The following is a 19923-nucleotide window of genomic DNA, read 5'->3' on the forward strand; positions in this document are numbered from 1 at the left end:
CTGCCCACCAGCCGGTTTTGCGCTACCAACTTTCAAATTCATAAAATGTCCTCCCTTTTCACCCCTTACAAATTAGGCCCCGTCACGCTGCGCAACCGCACGATCCGCTCGGCGGCCTTCGAGTCGATGGGCCGGGACTTCGGCCCCACGCAGCAACTCAAAGACTACCACGTCGCGGTAGCCCGCGGAGGCGTGGGCATGACCACGCTGGCCTATGCCGCCGTATGCCGCAGCGGCCTTTCGTTCAACAAGCAGCTGTGGCTGCGCCCCGAGATCGTTCCGGGGCTGCGCGACATCACCGACGCCGTCCACCGCGAGGGAGCCGCAGCAGCCATCCAGATCGGCCATTGCGGCAACATGACCCACTGGACCACCGCCGGGCAGATGCCCATCGGAGCCTCGACGGGATTCAATCTATACGCCTATACGCCCGTCCGGGGAATGAAGAAACGCGAGATCGAGCAGGTCGCACGGGATTTCGGCACGGCGGTCCGCACGGCCCACGACGCCGGGTTCGACTCCGTGGAGGTGCACGCCGGTCACGGATACCTCATTTCGCAGTTCCTCTCACCCTACACCAACCACCGCCGCGACGAGTACGGCGGATCGCTGGAAAACCGCATGCGGTTCATGCGGATGTGTCTCGGGGAGGCTGTCGAAGCGGCCCGCGCATGCGGCATGGCCGTCACCGTGAAACACAACATGTACGACGGATTCAAAGGGGGCATCGAAATTCCCGAAAGCATCGAGATCGCACGGACAATCGAATCTTTTGGCGTGGACGGCATCGTCCTCTCGGGCGGATTCGTGTCCAAGGCCCCGATGGCCGTCATGCGGGGGCTGATCCCCATCTACACCATGAGCTACTACTCGCCGCTGTGGCTGCGCTACTTCATCCGCTGGTGCGGCCCCTTTATGATAAAACAGTTCCCCTTCGAAGAGTGCTACTTCCTGGAAGACGCCAAGAAGTTCCGGGCCGAGCTGAAAGGGCCGCTCATCTATGTCGGGGGACTCGTCAGCCGCAAGGGCATCGACCGGGCGCTGGACGCCGGGTTCGAACTGGTGCAGATGGCCCGGGCGCTGGTGAACGATCCGTCGTTCGTCAACAAGCTCCGCGAAGGCGACGCGGCGACACGTAGCGCCTGCGACCACCGCAACTACTGCATCGCGCGGATGTACTCCGTGGACATGAAGTGCTGCAAGGAGTGCCCCGACCTGCCGCGGAAGATCGTCGAAGAATTAAAACGCCTGCCCTGATGAAACGCGGAGAAGTCACACCGGGAAGCGCCCGGGCGCTCGTCACGGGCGCCGGGTCGGGCATCGGGCGCTGCTATGCCCTGCGGCTGGCGGCGCTGGGCTACGACCTCGTGCTGGCGGGCAACCGCCGTGAACCGCTGGAAGCCGTTGCTGCCGAAATACGTGCCGCCGCGGATCGCTGCGACGTGCGTATCGTCGAGATCGACCTGGCACGGGCGGAGGCCGCCGCGGAGCTCTGGGAAGCCGTGCGGCGCGAAGGGGTCACGATAGACATATTGATAAACAACGCCGGGATTTTCTCGTTCCGCGACATCCTCGCCACACCGCCCGAGCGCATCGAACGCATCCTGCTCCTGCACACCCTCACGAACACCCAATTGTGCCGTCTGGCCGCCGCCGACATGGTGCGGAGAGGCTGCCGGGGGTATATTCTCAACATGTCCTCCTACTCGCTGTGGATGCCCTTTCCGGGACTGTCGCTGTACAGCGCGTCGAAAGCCTACCTGCGGTCGTTCTCGGTGGCATTCTCGAAAGAGGTCGAGGAGCACGGGATCTGCGTCACGGCGGTCTGTCCGGCGGGCGTCGCCACGGACCTCTACGGGCTGACGCCCCGCTGGCAGCGCATCGGCCGCCGTCTCGGGGTGCTCATCACCGCCGACTCGTGCGCCCGGCGCGGGCTCAGGGCCCTGTGGCGGGGCCGCCGGTGCATCGTTCCCGACTGGTGGAACCGCGCATGGATACCCCTTTGCAAGGTGCTGCCGATGTGGGTGCTGCGGCCGATACGGAAGTTTACGATGAAATTCCAGGCATAACCATACGCAAAAAAACAATGCGGCTTTTCGGCCGCATTGTTTTTTACGATTACTCCGTGCGTCAGTCCACTTTGAGAGCCCGGTCGATCGCCAGAAGCATGTAGCGATAGTGGTTCTTCATGCGCTCCGATGCAGGGGTTCCGAGGGCATTGCGGTAGAGTTTCTTCATGTCGAGCAACATCCCGTAACGCTTGTAATCCACCGCCGGACGGACCATGAAGGCGACGCTCCGCATCGGCAACACGCCCGACACCGGGTCCGAAGTCATCTCCGGAAACACCCGGGCCATCTTCGCCCGGCGGGAGAGCGCCGCGGCATCGGGCAGCGCCTCTCCGGCGAACGCGGAAGCCGATGCGGCAGACCTGCGGGTCTGCGTCACCACGCCTGCGTTGCGGATGACGTTAATCAGCAGTAGGCGCTGCATGGCGATATTGGCCTCGGTGGACTCCCGGCCTGCGGCAACGTCCCGCAGGATATAGCGATAGAGATCGTCCATCGCATCGTCCTGTGTATAGGGGTCGTCCGATTTGGAGGCGCTCAGGTCGAGCGTCGAAAGGCTTTTGAAGATCACGTCGCTGAGCATGTCGCGGCAATATTCGCCCAGCGACACCACCTCGACCACATCCTTGTTAAGCCGCTCGTTGTCGAGCCACGACATGTCTTCGAGCTGTTCGAGCATGAATTGCAACGCCCGGCGTTGCAGGCCGCGGGGAACGGAGAGATAGGTCGGCAGCGCGTCGCCCTCGTGCTTTTCGTTCAGATAGACGCCCCCGAGATTGGCCGAAACGCTGACGAACGCATAATAGAGCTGGTTCATCACGCTGGCCTGCACCAGCGACCGGAACGTATAGTCGGCATCCTCCGCCCCGATCCATTCGTCGGCGTGCTTCATCACATAGGCGTAATTGGCGAACTCGTAGGCTGCGGCCCGGACCGGATCGTCGCCCAGGTTGTAGGGCATCGACCGGGGATCGAGCGCCACGGCCACGGGAGGAGGCGTATAGAGGCACATCGGATCGCTGCGGCGCGCGGCGATGCGACGGTCGAGTTCCGCCACCTCGTCCTCGGGCGTCACGGCACCCGGAACGGGCCGGTAGAGCCAATCGACGACGTACTCGTCGTAGACGCCCGGTCCCTGCTGCATCAGGGCCACACCGCGCTCCTTGTCGCCCGGCTGTGCGACCAGGTTGTAGGGCAATTCATCCATGATCGAAGCCGAAATCCCGTAGCGCTGCGTGAAGGAGGGCGAACGCAGCGAGTCCACCGGCACGCAGTACGAACCGGCGTAGTTGACCGCAAGGCCCAGACAGGCTCCGGCATGGCGCGCCACGTCGGCCGCCAGCGCCTTTCCGAACAGCTCCGGGGACATCTTCACCCGGCGCGCGTCGGGATCGGCGGCGCCCAGCTGCACGAAGAGGTCGGTGCGTATCCGCGAGGTCACATTGTGCGGGATGCAGATCGTCGCGCTGAGAATCTCTCCGCTGCGGGGATCGATGCGCGCAGAGCTCGAAAGGCTCTCCCCCATCGTGTTGGCGTACTTGACGCACGAAAACTTGATGTCGTTGGGATCGAACGACGCATCGTCGCGCGGATAGGGCCGCACCTGCACCGCATCGCGGTAACCGATCTTCTCGAAAGCCGCGTTCCAGCTGAGCAGGCCCCGCCGGATCGCATCATACCACCCTGCCGGAAACGTGTCATCGACATAGAACACGATCGGACGTTCGGGCGTCGTGAGCTTCCCTGCCGCGAACGCCGCAGGGTCGGAGGGTTTGAGGTTCCAGCGGCAGGCGTAATAGACCGCCTTGGCCTCCTGCTCCCGGTCGCTGAACTTCACGAAGGCCACGGGGACCGTGCCGATGCGGGAGTCGCACAGCCGCGGCAGCATCACCTCGCGCGGCAGCAGCATCAGCGAACGGCGCGCAAGGGCCGTGTAAGGCGTGTCCTTGTTGATGAGGTAGCCGCCGAAACGGGTCGTCAGCGTGAACGAGAGCGAGCTGAGCACCGACACGTTGTCGGCAAAAGCCTCCACACCGCTCAGCAGCGAACATCCCGCCACGTAGTTGACCGTCGTGGAGAGGAATCCGCCGAAACTGTTGATGCCGTAGGGATCGTGCGGCCGCATCGCCGGAGCGCCGTTCACGAAGAACGACGTGGCCTCGAAAACCGACGAACCGTCGGGCGCCTTGCACTTCACGGGGAACGAGGCGATCACCGGGTTGATGTTGCTGCGCCGCACGGCCCGCGCCATCAGGCTGTCGCCCTCGACCAGCACGCCGGCATGCACGCGCCGCAGACAGATGAGCGAATCGCTGCGGGTGAAGACCACGTGGAGCGGGTCGCGGGGCTGCTGTCCGGCGAAGCCCTCGCCGGGATCGGAACTCTCCTCGATGGCCGTGCCGAGCAGCATCTCGCGCCCCAGCAGCGAATCGGGCAGTTCGACGTAGAGTTTGTTGCCCTCGAACATGTGGAGGGTCATGAAGCCCCGGACCGTAGTCACGCGCTTGTCCTTGAAGAGCTTTTCATAGGCGGAAAGCGGTTTGGGCGCCTCCGTCGTCTTGGACGCGGATTTCTTTTTGCCGCGGGCCGCCGAAGCGGACCCGGGAAGCAGCGTCAGGCCCCCGGCCAGCAGGACGGAAAAGAGGGTCAGCAGGGCTGTCGGTAAAAATCTTCTCATCGCCGTCTCGCTCATTTCAGGGTTTTCTCGATATTGTGCAGCATCAGCGCATAGTGCATCCGCGTCTTCTGCGAACCGCTGTTCACACGGCTTTTGAGCAACCGCTGCACACGCAGCAGATTGGCGTAATTCTCGGCTTCGAGCGACTGCTTGACGACGTAGAGGATGCGCGGCGGATTGTAGCCCGAAACCGGCCCCGGATCAGCCCCGGCGTGCGAATGCACGTGCTCCGAACCGCAATAGCAGAGATTGTCGGTCATGGACTGATAACCCCGCAGACACTCCGGAACGGCGATGGCGTAGGGATCGAACCCGATCTCCTCGTCCGGCCCGCCGGCAAAGGCTTTCGGCACGGCGCCCGTACCGGCGTACTTCAATCCGGCGGCCTTGCAGACGGTCAGCAGGTATTCGCGCTGAATCATCATCTGTTCCTCGGTCGGGTTCTTGCCCTGCACGGTGGGTTTCCAAACGAAATCGTAGATGTCTTTCATGCAGGCCTCGACGGTGTAGGGATCGTCGGAGAGCTGCGCGGAGTTCTCGACCTTCACGGCACTCATAACCACGGCGCGGATGATGGCGATCTGCATATAGGTCTTGGGAGAGCCCATGAACTGAATGTTGCGCATCAGACCCTCATCGTCCATCCAGTCCAGATCGCCCAACTGGCCGAGCAGAAACAGCACGGCGGCGCGCTGGCGCTCCCTGGGGACGCTCTTGTAGGCATCGACCGGGTCACCCACGTGCTTTTCGTTGAGATAGATGCCGCCCACGTTGGCGAACACGTGGCCGATATAGCGGATATACTGGCTGACGATGCCCTTGTAGATGTCGGTCCGGTAGGAATAGTCGCGGTCCTCGTCCTTCACCCAGTCATTCAGATTGGCGAGAATGTAGCGCAGGTTACGGATGCCGTACTCCGAGGCCTTCACTGCGTCGTCGCCCAAGTCCTCGGTCTGCGAACGGGGATCGAGCACGGCGCCCTGCTGCTTGCCGTAGCGGAGCACGGGATCGGCGGCGGCCTCGGTGATCCACCGCGACGTGATCTTGTAGACCTCCTCGGGCGACGCGGCGTCGAAGACCGGCGTATAGAGCCATTTGACGGCGTAGTAGTCGTAGACGCCGAAACGGGGAGGCGTCATCCGCACGCCCCGCTCCATGTCGCCCGGCTGGGCCACGTAGTTGAAACGCGCGTAATCCATGATCGAGGTGGTCGTGCCGTATTTCTGCGTAAACGACGGCGAGCGGAGCGAATCGACCGGAATGACGGCCGAAGCGCTCATGTTGTGCATGAATCCCAGGCAGTGCCCGACCTCGTGGGTCACCACGTAGCGCAGGGCGTCGTCCATCACCTCCCGGGGCAGTTTCACGCTGCGTACCGACTTGTCGGCCTGGGCCGTCTGGATGAAGCGCCAGTTGTTCACCAGCTTGACAATGTCGTGGAACACGTAGACCGAGGCGTTGACGATTTCGCCGCTGCGCGGATCGACCCACGAAGGCCCCATGGCGTTGGAAATGCCGATCGGAGCATAGCGGATGCACGAATACTTGATGTTGTCGGGATCGAACTCCGGATCGTCCTTCGGGAACTCGCGGGCCTCGACGGCCTGTTTGAATCCGATGCGTTCGAACGGCTCGTTCCACTGCTCGACAGCTTCGAAAATGGGCTTGCGCCAGCTCTCGGGAAAATCGGGGTCGATGTAGAAGACGATCGGTTTCTTGGGCCGGACCAGTTCCCCGCGGCGGTAAGCCGCCTCATCCGACGGCTCGACGCGCCAACGGTTAGCATAGCAAAGCAGTTTGGCCTGCTGCTCCCGTTCGCTGAAAAGAATCTTCCCGGTGGGGAAAACCGACATGCGGCTGTCGACGAAGCGCGGCTCGTAAGGCGTTTCGGGCAGCAGCACGAGCGAGCGCGTCATGACGGCCGTGAAAGGCACGTCGGAGGCGATCTCCTTACTCCCGGATTTGAGCGTGTAGGTGTAGCTCAGGTGGCTGCGGATCACGACGTTGTCCCCGAAAGCGCGGATCTCCCCGAGGAACGACTTGTCGGACTGGTAATTCGCCGAGCGGGTCACCCTCCCATAGTAGAGATTTTCCCCGTAGGGATCGAACGGCGTCAGGGCCTTATTGTCGCTCAGAAAAAGGTCCGTCGCATTGAAAACGACCGCGCAACTGTCGGGACTCCACGCCGCAATGTCGTACGACTTGATGATCGCGCCGATGTTGTTGCTCGCCAGCGACCGGGCGATATTGGGGCTCGCCGCGTCGGTCACGTTGTCGCGGACCAGCTTGCGGACCTGCACCTTGTCGCCCGTACGGGTGAACTGTATCCACAGCGGATCGGTCGGTTTGGAACCGATGACGGCGTCGCCGTTGTCGGAAATCTCGCTGACGGTCGATCCGAGCAGCATGTCGCGCCCGAGCAGTGCCACCGGAAACTCGAAATAGAGTTTGCCCTTGACCTTGTGCAGGCGGATCATGCCGTCGGCCGTCTCGTGCTTCTCCTTGAAGAGCTTCTCGTATTCGCTCGTCTTTTTCGGTGCGGAAACCGGTTGTTCGGATTTCGCCTTTTTCTTTTTCTTCGAAGCGGCCGCCGCCGGGAACGCACCAAGCGTCCCGGCCAGCAGACCGCAGCAAAGCAGTGATAAAACGGTTTTCTTCAACATATAAGGTAATTCAAACGATCAGAATCCAAAATAGCAATAGGGGTTTTTCGCCACATAGAAATCCATATCCACGACTTTGCCCAGCCCGGAGAACGAAGCGAGTTCGGGCGCGGCGCCCTCCGAGATCTTCGCCTCCGAAATGTCGAGCAGCGCCAGCGTTCCCGATGCCGTGCCGAGAAGCATGCGGTCCAGGTAAACCGTCTTGGCATAGGCCGCGAACTGCGACGGAACCGACACCACCCCCGGACGCAGGGCCGTGATCTGCGACGGAGCCGTATAGACCGGGGCCGAGGCACCGCTCAGAATATCGTATGCGTAGAGCGTCCCATTGTTCGTCCCCGCCGTATAGAAAATCGTCTCGCTGCCGCCGATGCAAACCTCGAACAGACTTTCGGGTCCGAAGCCCGGCGTTTCGGGGAAAGCCCGGAAATTATTCAGCGCAATGTTAACCGACGATTCGCTGTTCATCTTGTAATCGAACGACAGGAGGTAATATTTACCGTCCGTTTTCGAGCGAAGCAGCAGGTAATTGGTCGAGGTGGTGGCGACACCGACCGTAGCATAGGCGACGCGGGCTCCCATGGCCTGAACCGTATAGTCCCCCAGACCGGCGACATCGGGGAACACGAGTCCCGACTCCGGATCGGTATCCCCGGGCTTCACGGACGCAGCCTCGGGCACTTTCAACGCGCGGAACACACCAAACTTGCTGGAGGCGTTTCCCTTGACATTGAAACCGTAGACGCTCAGCAGGCGGTTGTTCAGCCGGTCGTAGAGCAGCGCATAGGGAATATGGCCGTAGGACTTGTTGGTGAAGTGGTCGAAACCGTTCATCAGCGCGATCTCCATGCCGCCGTCGAAATAGACGGGCGTCGTGCCGTATTTGCCCGAATGGGCGACCGGAAAATCGTTGTAGAAACTGAAATCGCGCTGGTAGACCTTGCCGTCCTCCGACAGGACGATCGAACCTCCGTCCCGCTGGAATCCATCGACCGGGACGAAGCCTTCGGGAGCCTGTCCGCCGACGAATTCGGTGTCGATATCGATCGTCTTGGTCAGCGTGGCCTGATCGAGGCTGACGCTTCCGCTGCCTTGCAGGACCTCCCATTCATAGGCGACGTTCTGGCCGTCGTAAGCCACCAGCCGGACCCTGCGCGGATCGGAACCGAGCTCCCCTTCGTTCACCTCGCCGTAAACGTCGCGGACCAGTTCGCCCGGCGTCGAAGCATCGACGAGATTGACGTAGCTCAACAGCGATTTTCCGCCGTCGTCGGAGAGGATGAACCACCCCTCGGCGAACGAAGAGGTGACCGTCAGGGTGAAAATCGTACTGTAACGGACCTGACGATCGGCATCGAGGACCGTAAAGCTGCCCGAATGCCGTCCGACCGACAGCGGGTCGATCGACAGGATGCGCTCCGTGGAGACCGTCTCCCCGTCGATGTTCCATTCGTAACGCAGGCTGCCTTCCGACACCCGGTCGTGAACGATCCTGTAACCGGGCTCGATGACGATCTCCTCGTCGTAGCTCCAGCTCAGGCGGACCGACTTCATCGTATCCAGGCGGTAGACGACGATGTCGTCGCCGGTCGTGGTGTAATCGTAATTTCCCTTGTCCTCGTAGCAACCGGTTGCCAGGGCCGCACCTGCGAACAATGCGGCGAGATATATGCCAAATGACTTCATATTCGCATCGGATTAAGCGTTGATATTGATTCCGTCGAGCATCGGACGTCCGTCCTTTTCCAGCACCTCGCTGCCGTTGTCGCGCTTTTCGCGCAGGTAGTAGACGAACTGGCGGCAGAGGGCGGAAATCTCGCTGTTGTCCATGTCGGAGAGGTCGCTCACGCCGGTGGCCTTGATGAACTCCTCGTACTTCTCGTCCGAGTAATCGCCCAGGAAGGCGGCGGCGAAATCGTCGTTCCACCAATCGGGCCGGGAAATAATGTTCGAAACGCGGATGATACGCAGGCTGTTGGACGTGGGGCCGGGCCGGTAGGCGCCGCCTTCGACGATGCGGACGGCGATGTCCACCTCCTTCTCGTCCATGATATCGGTCTTGCGGACCCGGACGTAGGTCTCGCCGGAGAACGAACCGGCCGGAATGACCGGATTGGGATCGAGTTCGTAAGACCCGGCCGGAGCGGTGGTTTTCTCCGGATCGATCTCCAATTTGTAACCGAGCGTTTCGCCGGGAGTGCGGCTCACGGTCTCCACCGCCAGGCGGATCGTACGCTCGTCCTTCCCGGGCGTCGTCTTGAACGAGAAGCGCACGATCTCGTCGGATTTCTGGACAAAATAGACGTAACGGTCGCCTCCGTAGGTCGGAAGCCCCTCTTCGGAGCAGGCCCCGGCGCCGAAGGCCGCGACGGCAAGCAGATATATCAGTTTTTTCATGATCGCAATTATTTTAAGGTCGTTTCACTGTCAGGAATGGGGAATACGTATTTATCCGCCATTTGGATCGTCTGCATGGTGCTGACGAGCGTGGGACTGTTGATCCGTTTCAGGTAGAAGAAGTACTGTCCTTCGCCGATGTTCTCCTTCCAGACTTCGAGTTCGAGTTTCGACATGAACGTGTCGAAATCGGAGGCCGAAACCGAGCCCGTACGAACCCGTTTCTTGTAAACCAGCGTGCTCAGATCGGAAACCGCATCAGCGACCGTACCCTCGGCCGCTCCGCGGGCCTTGCATTCGGCCATAATCAGAATGACCTCCGACATGCGGATCACCGGAATGAGCGCCCCCTGCGTATCGCCGGAATCGTAGTCGGAACCAGTTGTGCCGGTATATTTCACGTACTTGCACGACGTGTAGACATCCTCCTGCTCCTCGGCGTCGGGCTGGTTGACGCAGTATTTGTAACGCACGTCGTACTTCTGTTCGGTAGCCGTGAAGCGCTTCTTGGGATTGCGCAGCGCCAGAATGAAATTGGTCTGGTTCGAGAGCATCACATCGTTGTAGTTTTTCGCCAAATACTGGTCGTAGGCGGCAAAGATGATATCGTCGTACAGTTTCACGGCTCCCTGAACCTTGCCGGCCGTCGAATAGTCGGTCAGCGGGAACCACGACGAACAGGCGTCATAGACCTCGGCAGCCGCAGCCAAAGCCTTCTCGTAATCGCAGGCGTACATGTAGACGCGGGCCAGCAGCGCCTTGACGGCCCAATAGTGGAGCCGCGTACCGCGGTAGCCGAAGAACAGACCGCGCGAATCGTTCGCCGCGAAACGGGTGGAGGCCGTTTTGAGCGCATCCAGTTTCAGGTCGTTGACGGCCAGCAGCGGAAGCGCCGCCTCGAAATCGGCGATGATTTTCCCGAGCACCTCCCCGGTCGTATAGCGCGCCGGAACCTTGTCGGGATAGGTCGTCGAATAGGGAATCGCCTTGGCAGTAAGGTCCACGACCGGGGCCGCAGCGAAGAGCCGCAGCAACTCGAAGTGCAGCAGGGCGCGGGCGGCCAGCGCCTCGCCGTGGATCATCTCCCGTTCGCCGCTCTCGGCATAGGGGAAGAGGTTCGGATCGGCCTTCTCGACATGGCTGATCAGCGCGTTGCAGTTGGCGATCGTATTATAGGAAGTCTGCCAGATGTTTTCCAGGTAGTCAAGCACCTCCTTATTGCCGTAGTCCATCTTCTCGGTATAGGCATAGAGCTGGGAGGTCTCCATCGAACCGAAATCGTAATACTGCGACAGGGCGCTCATGAATCCCCAGGAGAGTTCGCGTCCGTAGAGCGACGGAGAGGCCATCTGCTGATAGATGCCGTTCAGGGCCGAACGGTAGCCCGAATAGTCGCTGAAAAGGTTCTCCTCGGTGGTCATTCCCTGGGGCATGACGTCGAGCCACTCACCGCAGGATGCGGATGAGAGCAGAAGCGTGCACGAAACGAATATTTTTGCGAATGTTTTCATACAGGGGACGAATTTAGAAAGTGAGATTGAGCGTGAAGTTGACCGTGCGGGAGTAGGGATAGTCCAGACCGCGCTCTTGGAGCACGGAACTGAAATAGCCCAGGTCTTCCATATTGGCCGTCAGGCGCAGCATGCCGAGTCCCCAGCGCTTCACGAGTTTGGAGGGGAAATCGTAGCTGATCGAAAGCGAATTGAATTGCAGCGTATTGTAGTCCTGAATGAAGCGCGACGTAGGACGGGTGACCAGCGAACGGTCCCTGATGTCTTTCAGCGAAGCGACGTCGCCGGGTTTCTTCCAGCGGTCCGTGGACACGCGCTTATCGACGTTGTAGCGTTCGAGGTTCGCATTCTCGACCTGGCTGACCAGCGTCGAGTTGTAGCGCTGACCGCCGAATTCGTAAAGGAACGAGGCAAAAAGCGAAATATTCTTCCAGCGGGCGTTCAGACCGAAGGAGCCCTGCGCCCACGGCTCCCGGTTGCCTATCTCGACCTGGTCGGCTGCATTCCAATCATAGGTGATCGTGCCGTCGGGGCGCCAGTAGACCTCGCGGCCGTTGGCCGGGTTGATGCCGAGCGACTTCATGCCGTAAATGGCGTAGATCGAACCGCCCTCGACATACTGCGTGTAGGTACGCGCATACTTGCTCTGCGAGGAGTTGTCGTCGTAGTCGTCGTATTGTTTCTGCACCAGCTCGTTGTAGGCTTTCAGCGCATCGTTGATCTTGACGATCTTGTTCTTGTTGTGCGCCATTTTCCCGAAGGCGGTCAGTTCCAGATTCTTCGAACGGTAGAAATTGTAACGCAGGTCCAGTTCGAAGCCCCGGTTGCTCACCTCGCCCAGATTGTCCTTATAGCTGGTGAATCCCGACGACGAGGGGATCGTCACGTCGGTGATCTGGTCGATGGTCTTCTTGTCGTAGTAGCTGGCCTTGAAGGTCAGACGGTCTTTGAAGAAGCCGAGTTCGATGCCGACATCCGCCACGCGGGTCTTCTCCCAGCCCAGATCGGGGTTGCCCATATAATAGAGGACGTGTCCGGCGCCCGTCGAATACCAGTCCGACGTCGAGGAGGTCGTATAGGTCGAACGGGCCGAATAGGCGGCGTACCCCACCTTACCGACCGTGCCGATCGTTCCGCGGAGTTTCAGGCGGCTGAGGGTCTTGTTGCCTTTCAGGAACTTGTAGTTGTGGAAGTTGATACCGGCGCCCACGGCCCAGAAAGGAGCCACACGGTTGTCGGAACCGAACTCCGAAGAGCCGTCCAGACGCACCGAAAGATCCAGCAGATAGATGTCGTCATAAGTGTAGTTGCCCGAAAGGAACATGCCGACCAGACGGGTCTTGTTCTTCGATTCGGTAGGTTTGCCCTCGACCTGCGCAGCGTCATTCGGCGAATTGAGCACACCGGTCGAAAAACCGATATACTTGATGTTGTCGACCGTATAGCTGGTCTCGACGGCGTTTCCGCCCAGCGAGAAGTTCAGGAAATGCTTGTTGAAATTCCGGTTGTACATGAAGAGCAGGTTAGCGTCGTAAGTGAACGTGTCCGAACCGTTCACGGTCAGCGATCCCAACTCCTGGGGCGTCGCGAAAGCGCTGTTAGAGGCCGACAGCGGATCGACGAAGACCCGCGACTCGTAGGAGCGCTGGCTCAGGGTGATCCAGGCCTTGGCGGTGAAATGCGGCGTGGCGAAGAAATTGATCGCGAAATTATCTTGCAACGTCCGGTAGTTGCTGCGGCTGAAATTGTTCAGGTATTCACGCTCGTAGAGCGGATTGAGCGCCGAATAGCCGAAACGCAGGTTTTGGAGGTAGTTGCCCGTGGTCTCGTCGATCGGCACGTTGTAGGGCAGCATGTGGGAGAACAGCGAGAAGGAATAGGGCGAGTCGGTCGAACGGTTGGCGTCGTAGGACGCACGGTTCATCAACTGGAACTTGCCGATGCGGTAGTCGAGGAAAAGACCTGCGCCGTAGGTGTCGCGCTTGGAATCGCGCATGACGCCCTTGTTGCCGGCGTATTTCAGCTCGATCCCCCAGCGGACATCGTTCTCACCGCCGTCGATATAGATACTGTGCTGGTGATTCACCGAGGTGCGGAGGTTCTTCGAAAGCCAGTAGGTGTCCACACCGCGGTTCACTTCGTTGAGTTTCTTGTAATAAGTCTCGTTCTTATTGTAGGTATTCTCATTGAAATCGGTGGCGTCGAAGGCATAGAGCCCTGCATCGAGTTCGGCCTGCAACTTCTCACGGGCGTTCATCAGGTTGTAGGCCGAGAGGTCGGGCATCTCGACGCTTCCGGTCAGGTTGTAGGAGACGCGCAGTTTGCCGGCCTCCGGGGCGCGCGACTCGATGACCACCACGCCGTTGGCGGCGCGCGATCCGTAAAGCACCGTCGCGGCGGCGTCTTTCAGCAGCGTGATCGAGTGTACGCGCATGGGGTCCATGTCGTAGATCTTCTCCACGTCCACCTCGAAGCCGTCGAGGATGAAGATCGGCAGGTTGGAGTTGTTCGTGAGGTTCTGACGCGAAATATCGGCCGAGGTGTTCAGCTCGGTGGTGATGCTGTTCTGGCCGCGGATGTAGAATTCAGGCAGCGCATTGGGGTTCGAACCCATCGAAATGTTCTCGGCCAGCCGGAACGAGGGGTCGAACACCTGGATGGCGTCGATCATCCGCTTGGGCGAAACCTCGACGATCTCCTTCTGGGTGATCCGCGTGGTGTTGCCCGTGAAGCTCTCCTTGCGGACCTGCGCATAACCCGTAACGACCACGTCGTCGATGCTTTCCACCTTGTCGAGCAGCTGCACGTCCAGTTCCGTCTGGTTGTTGTAGGCTATTTCGCGGCTCTCCATGCCGAGGAAGCTCACCGTCACGACCGTCCCGGGACGGTTCGGGAAGCGAAGCGAGTAATAGCCGTCAGGATCGGTCGTCGTGCCGACGGTCGTACCTTTGATATGGACCATCGCCCCGGGGATCGGGGCCTTCGTGGCGCGGTTCGTCACCCTACCGGTCAGCGTAACCCGCTGGGGGGGGGCCGGAGCGGCCGTTCCCTGCGCGTCGGACTTCGAAGCCTTGTCGGCTTCCCGGACGCGGATGATGATTGTATCCTCGCTGATGGAGAAATCCAGTCCGGTGCCGTGGAGCGCCTCGCGCAGGATCTCCTCGACGGGGGCGTTCTGCCGGTGCAGCGTAATTCCCTTGACCGCCCGGATCGAATTGCTGTTGTAAAGCAGCAGATAACCCGTTTCCCGTTTGATGTTTTGAAGCACGTCGTCGAGCGTCGCTCCGGTCAGAGCGATCGACATCCGCTTCTTCGGCTGTGCCGGCCCGTCCGCCCTCACGGACTGGACCGCAAAGACCGCGACCGCCAGCAAAAACAGTACGACGGCACTCCGGCCCCCTCGGAGAAGAGGCGCAAATAAGTCAAGTTTCTTCATACGCAAATTATTTTAATTGAAACAAAGGTTCCTGTTCCACGGGGACAGTCCCCGACGCATCACAGCGTCATTCCGATTTCCGCACCACCCGGATCACGCCGCCGTCCTCTGTGAAGACCACGTCATTGGTCAGATTCATCAGATCGGCGATCGTATTGAGCGTCGCATGGCGTTTGATCATACCCGTATAGAGCACGCCATCGAGCGTCGGCGAAGAGGTGTCGATCCGCACACCGTACCATCGCTCCAACTTCCGGCAGATCGACCGCAGCGGCTCGTCGTAGAAGACCAGCAGCCCCCGCCGCCACATCGTACAGGCTTCGACATCGGCTTTCCGGACGGTCAGCCCGCCTCCGGACTTGTCGAATCCGGCCTGAAGCCCCGGCGACAGCAGGGTCTCCTCACCCTCGGCGGCAACCCGCAGCGATCCTGTGACCAGCGTCGTTTCGATACACGGTTCGTCTTCGTAGGCCATGACATTGAACGAAGTTCCCAGAACGGTCAGCTCGACCCCCGAAACCGACACAACGAAAGGATGCCGGCTGTCAGGAGCCACTTCGAAAAAAACCTCGCCGGTGACCGTGACGCAGCGCCGGGAGCCGAAACGCAGAGGATAGGTGATGCTCGACCCGGCGTTGAGCCAGGCGCGCGTGCCGTCGCCGAGCGTCAGCGAGTATTCGCCGCCCAGCGGCACGCGGATCGTATTGTAAGCCTCCTCGGCCTGTTTCCCGGATTTTTCGGATGCGGTGTAGGCGATCTCGTCGCCGTTGATCTCGATCCGGACGTTCCGCTCGCTGAGTTCCGTGCGAACCGAATCGGCCAAAAAGACCTGTTCTCCCGACGAGAGTTCGAGCACGGCACGCCGCGCACCCGGTTCGACGGTCGTGAGCAGCCGGTTGCGATTAGGGTCCAGGCGCTCTCCGGCCTGATAAAGCAGGGCACCGCTGACCAGCATGCCGGCGAGCACGGCGGCCGCCGCGCCGATCCGCAGCAAACGCACCAGCCGACTGCGACGCATATAACGGCGGTCTTCCTCGCAGACCTTGCGCCATACCTGCTCCTTGTCGTAACGGTACATCCGCGACAATTCGCTGCCGAGATCCGAATGTCCCTCGATCAAATCGAGAATCTGACGGTTCTCCTCGGACTCGTCGCCCCAGGCTTCGAGCTGCCTCGATTCCTGCGGCGTGATCGTTCCCGAAATATAGGAATGAAGCAATTTGTCGATCTGATCGTTGTCCATAAACACCGGCTTTTATAATAAAGACGGCAGAGGCGGAAAAACTCCTTACAGTTTTTCGCAAAAAAATGGAAAGAGCAGGGCAAAAAAATGAGGATTCAGAAAAAGAAGAGAGCCATCATCTTGCGCAACGATTTGATGGAACGATACATATGCGTTTTGATGGTAGCGAGCGAAACGCCCAGCTCAGAAGCGGCGTCCGCATAAGAATAGTTATTCAGGCATATCAGTTTGACCACCCTGCGGGATTGTTCCGGCAGACGTTCGATCGCCTGATAAAGACGGTGCAACCGGTTGGCCCGTTCAACATCGTCGCGGCTGAGGTCGAAATTGACCTCGTCGGCGATGAGTTCACTGCCGTTCAGCTCCTCCCAGCGGCGCAGCGTATGCGTGCCGGCATAGTCCAGGGCCGCATTCCGCACACAGCGGTAAAGATATTTCACCGGAGAATCTATTTTCGAAAGGTCCACCCGCGCCAGCCGCACGAAGACCTCCTGCACGATGTCTTCCGCCACGGACTTCGAATGCACGATCTCCTCCGCCACATACGCGGCGCTTCGGAAATGCGCATTGAAGAGCTTTTCTAAGGAATGGGAAATCATACGACAAGTGACGCTTGGGGACAAATATATAAATAAATGTGAGAAAATGTATTCCAAAAAGGCACTTTTTGAAGCATCCGGCGCCTGACCGAAACAACATATCATTAATTATCAATAGATTACACCGAACACCACCGTGCATTTTTTGATTATAAATTGTAATCCGCACCCTCCTTTACGCCGGAAAAGAACCTGCTCCAACACACGAAAACAGGCGGCAGAGATTCCCGGACTACAATTCGCAACCCGCACGACCCGGATACACCGGCCGTCAGCCCTTGTTTTTATCTCAAATTAGAGGTACTTTTGTCGTCAAAAGATACGGATATGGAAAAGATCAAAAATGTAGTTTTCGACCTCGGAGGGGTCCTCGTAGGTCTGGATTTCGACCGCTGCACGGCGGCATTCCGCAGTCTCGGCATGAACCCCGTGGCGGAGCTCATCAACCCCTGCTACCCTGCCGAGATGATCGGACGCCTCGAACACGGCGACATCTCGTTCCACGAAGCCTGCGACGAGATGCGCAGTCTCTCCGGCACTCCGGAGGTCACCGACGACGACATCGCACGGGCCTACGGCGCATTCCTCACGGAGATTCCTGTGGAGAAGCTCCGCCAGATCGACGCCCTGCGCGAAAAGGGCATCCGCACCTATGTCCTCTCGAACAACAACCCCGCTTCGATGGAATACATCCGGCAAATGTTCACGGCCGACGGCAAGACGATGGAGGACTATTTCGACGTCGTGTACCTCTCTTACGAACTGCATGAACTGAAACCCTCGGAAGCCATTTTCCGCAAGATGATCGCCGCAAGCGGCATGCGCCCCGAAGAGACGCTCTTCATCGACGACGGACAGAAGAACGTCGAGGCGGCCCGCAAGTTGGGATTCTCGGTCTACATGCCCGCTCCCGGAGAGGATTTCGGGCACATCTTTGAAAATCTGAACCGTTATGAAGAAAATCTATAAGATACTCCTGATCTCGCTGGCCGTCCTGATCGTCGTGGTGCTGGGCATCGCCATCGCCGCGTCGCCCGTGGCAAAGAGCTACATCGAGAAGCACGACCGCGAACTGCTGGGCCGTTCGATCCGCATGGAACGGCTGCGCGTGAACATATTCACGGGGCGCCTGCGCGTCGAGGGGCTGAAGATCGGCGGCAGCGACGACTCGACGACCTTTTTCGCGCTCGACAGTTTCGATATGCGCATGCGCATCCTGCCGCTGCTGTCGAATCGCGTCACGGTGAAGCACATCACCCTCGCAGGTCTCGACGTGAAGGTCTACCAGCGGGGCAACGCGTTCAGCTTCGACGACATCATCGCGCACTTCGCATCGGACACCACGGCCGTTACGGAACCCGCAGAACCCTCCGAACCGTGGGAGATCGGCATCTACAACATCGCCATCCGCGACGGACACCTTTTCTACAAGGATTTGGAACTCAACGCCGTGTGGGGTCTCAACGACATCAACCTGCAAATCCCGGGCGTCTACTTCGGCGGCGAGAAGACCGACGTGGGCGCCGTGCTGAACTTCGCCGAGGGCGGTTCGCTGGCCACGAGCGTCGCCTACGACATCGACACCTCGGAGTTCGACATCGGGCTGAAACTCGACGGGCTGATGCTGACAAGTATGCTTCCCTATTTCCGCCAATGGCTCGACATCGGGGCCGTCGAAGGGCGCCTCTCGGCCGACGTGCGGCTGCAGGGCAACACCGAGCACCTGCTGGCCCTGCGCACCGAAGGCACGGCCTCGCTTGCGCAGTTCGCACTGAAGGACATGCGCCAGCAGCCCGTAGCCGGAGTCGATACGCTGGGCGTGAAACTCGCCGAGGGCGACCTGGGCCGGATGCGCTTCCGCTTCGAGCGGTTCTACGTCGGGGGATTCACCCTGAATGCCGAGCTGACGCCCGAGGGCGACAACATCTCGGCGCTGATGAAGCCTTCGCCCGAAAGTCCGGAACAGCCCGTCGAAACGGCCTCGGAAACCGGTCCGGGAACTGCCCCGGTGTTGCAGATCGCCGATCTGGAGATCACCGGCGGCAAGGTCTCGTTCCGCGACCTGACGATGGCCAAACCGTTTGAATACGTCGTTAGCGATATCCGCATGCGGAGCCGCGATTTCGACCCCTCGAAGCGCAACAACCTGCAGGTCGACGCCCGGATGCAGCGCACCGGGTCGGCAAAACTCCGCTGGGAGGGAACGCTCGACGACCTGAACAACCAGAACATCACGCTTTCGCTGTCGAACCTCAGCCTGAAAGATTTCACGCCCTACTGCGAACACTTCACGGCCTATCCCATCACGGGCGGAAACCTCACGTTCCGCAGCCAGAACGTTATCCGCAACCGCTATCTCGACGGCACGAACCACCTCGACGCCTTCGAGCCCAAGGTGGACAAGAAGCGCAAGGAGCTGAAACCCGAAATGAACATTCCGCTCAAACTGGGGCTCTACGTGCTCCGGGACAAAAAGGGGCACGTGAAGATGGACCTCCCGGTGGGCGGCAACCTCGACTCCCCGGAGTTCTCCTACCGCAAGATCGTGCTGAAAGCCATCGGCAACGTGTTGCTCAAGGTGGTGACGGCGCCCTTCTCGTTCCTCTCGGGCGGCAACAAGGATCTCGAATACATCACCCTCGATCCGGCGCAGTATGCCTTTACATCGGAACAGTATGCGTCGTTCGACCAAATCGCCCAGATGCTCCGGGACAAGCCCGAGATACAGATCGCGCTGACCCAGCGCATCAACCTCGCCCGGGCCCTGCCCGCACAGAGCGTCAACGTCCTGCGCCTGGCCTACCACAACAGCCTCGCGGCGGCCGATTCGACCGGACAACGGCCCCGGCTCTCGATGCTCGAATACGAGAAACTCCAGCAGGTCGACATCCGCACCCCGGCCGTCGGGGCGTTCGCCGATTCGCTGCTCGCCCTGCGCGGCATCTCCCCGCTGGGAATGTCGCCCAATGCCAAGGCGCTGGCCCTCTACCGCGACGATGCCCTCAGCCTGCTGCGGCGGATGATGGCTTCACGCGACAAGGCTCTCGGGGAGTACATGCTCACTACACACGGCGTGCAGGCCCCGGCATTCCGGCTCCAGCCCATGGACTCGGTGGCCCTGACAAGCTACGCAGGCCGCGACCGCTACACCATCGCCCTGGGTCTCGACGGCGAGACCATCGAGATCGGCGACGATACGGCGGATGCCGACGGCACACCGGTGGATTCGAATGATTCGGTCGGAGTTGAAGTCCCGGCAGCGACCGCGGCCGACAGCACGGCACTCCCGGAACCCGCACAACAGAAATAGTGCAAAGCAAAACCCCTC

At 60.1% G+C, this 19923-nt stretch carries 12 protein-coding genes; 4 read left to right on the top strand and 8 right to left on the bottom strand.

All coding sequences use genetic code 11. The annotated features are described in order from the left end of the window. The first annotated feature begins 45 nt into the window (after positions 1-45). Positions 46-1257, top strand: coding sequence for an NADH:flavin oxidoreductase (locus BLU78_RS07880; protein WP_010260210.1), 1212 nt, complete (start codon positions 46-48; stop codon positions 1255-1257). Next, complete coding sequence (locus BLU78_RS07885; RefSeq protein WP_010260212.1) at positions 1257-2069, top strand: SDR family NAD(P)-dependent oxidoreductase; 813 nt, start codon at positions 1257-1259, stop codon at positions 2067-2069. The genes BLU78_RS07880 and BLU78_RS07885 overlap by 1 nt, the downstream gene beginning before the upstream one ends. 61 nt (positions 2070-2130) lie before the next feature. Here the strand turns inward: BLU78_RS07885 and BLU78_RS07890 are convergent, their stop codons facing one another. From BLU78_RS07890 to BLU78_RS07925, 8 genes are all read right to left on the bottom strand, one after another. Then, entirely contained in the window at positions 2131-4746 is a 2616-nt protein-coding gene (locus BLU78_RS07890; protein WP_143029372.1) for a zinc-dependent metalloprotease, read from the bottom strand. An 11-nt stretch (positions 4747-4757) separates the two neighbouring features. Continuing rightward, positions 4758-7409 carry a zinc-dependent metalloprotease gene (locus BLU78_RS07895; RefSeq protein ID WP_010260217.1) on the bottom strand — a complete coding sequence of 884 codons (2652 nt, stop codon included), beginning with the start codon at positions 7407-7409 and terminating at the stop codon, positions 4758-4760. Positions 7410-7427: 18 nt separating this feature from the next. Beyond that, complete coding sequence (locus BLU78_RS07900) at positions 7428-9095, bottom strand: PKD-like family lipoprotein (protein ID WP_231290737.1); 1668 nt, start codon at positions 9093-9095, stop codon at positions 7428-7430. Positions 9096-9107: 12 nt separating this feature from the next. Further along, positions 9108-9806, bottom strand: a complete 699-nt coding sequence (locus BLU78_RS07905; protein ID WP_010260221.1) for a DUF4843 domain-containing protein — start codon at positions 9804-9806, stop codon at positions 9108-9110. Between the two features lie 8 nt (positions 9807-9814). Then, positions 9815-11317: a RagB/SusD family nutrient uptake outer membrane protein gene (locus BLU78_RS07910; protein ID WP_010260223.1), complete on the bottom strand. Its 1503-nt coding sequence runs from the start codon at positions 11315-11317 to the stop codon at positions 9815-9817. Positions 11318-11330: 13 nt separating this feature from the next. Beyond that, the gene (locus tag BLU78_RS07915) at positions 11331-14753 is read right to left on the bottom strand and encodes a SusC/RagA family TonB-linked outer membrane protein (protein ID WP_143029373.1); all 3423 of its coding nucleotides are present in this window, start codon (positions 14751-14753) and stop codon (positions 11331-11333) included. A 67-nt stretch (positions 14754-14820) separates the two neighbouring features. Further along, entirely contained in the window at positions 14821-15996 is a 1176-nt protein-coding gene (locus BLU78_RS07920; protein WP_010260228.1) for a FecR family protein, read from the bottom strand. A 95-nt stretch (positions 15997-16091) separates the two neighbouring features. Then, the gene (locus BLU78_RS07925) at positions 16092-16595 is read right to left on the bottom strand and encodes a sigma-70 family RNA polymerase sigma factor (protein WP_010260235.1); all 504 of its coding nucleotides are present in this window, start codon (positions 16593-16595) and stop codon (positions 16092-16094) included. A gap of 327 nt (positions 16596-16922) precedes the next feature. Here BLU78_RS07925 and BLU78_RS07930 point away from each other — a divergent pair, with 327 nt between their 5' ends. Next, on the top strand, positions 16923-17564 hold the full coding sequence (locus BLU78_RS07930; RefSeq protein ID WP_010260239.1) for an HAD family hydrolase: 642 nt from the start codon (positions 16923-16925) through the stop codon (positions 17562-17564). Then, positions 17548-19905: a DUF748 domain-containing protein gene (locus BLU78_RS07935; RefSeq protein WP_010260242.1), complete on the top strand. Its 2358-nt coding sequence runs from the start codon at positions 17548-17550 to the stop codon at positions 19903-19905. Before BLU78_RS07930 ends, BLU78_RS07935 begins: the two co-directional genes overlap by 17 nt. Positions 19906-19923: the final 18 nt, after the last annotated feature.

It is taken from the genome of Alistipes timonensis JC136 (genome assembly GCF_900107675.1).
Classification (GTDB): Bacteria; Bacteroidota; Bacteroidia; order Bacteroidales; family Rikenellaceae; genus Alistipes; species Alistipes timonensis.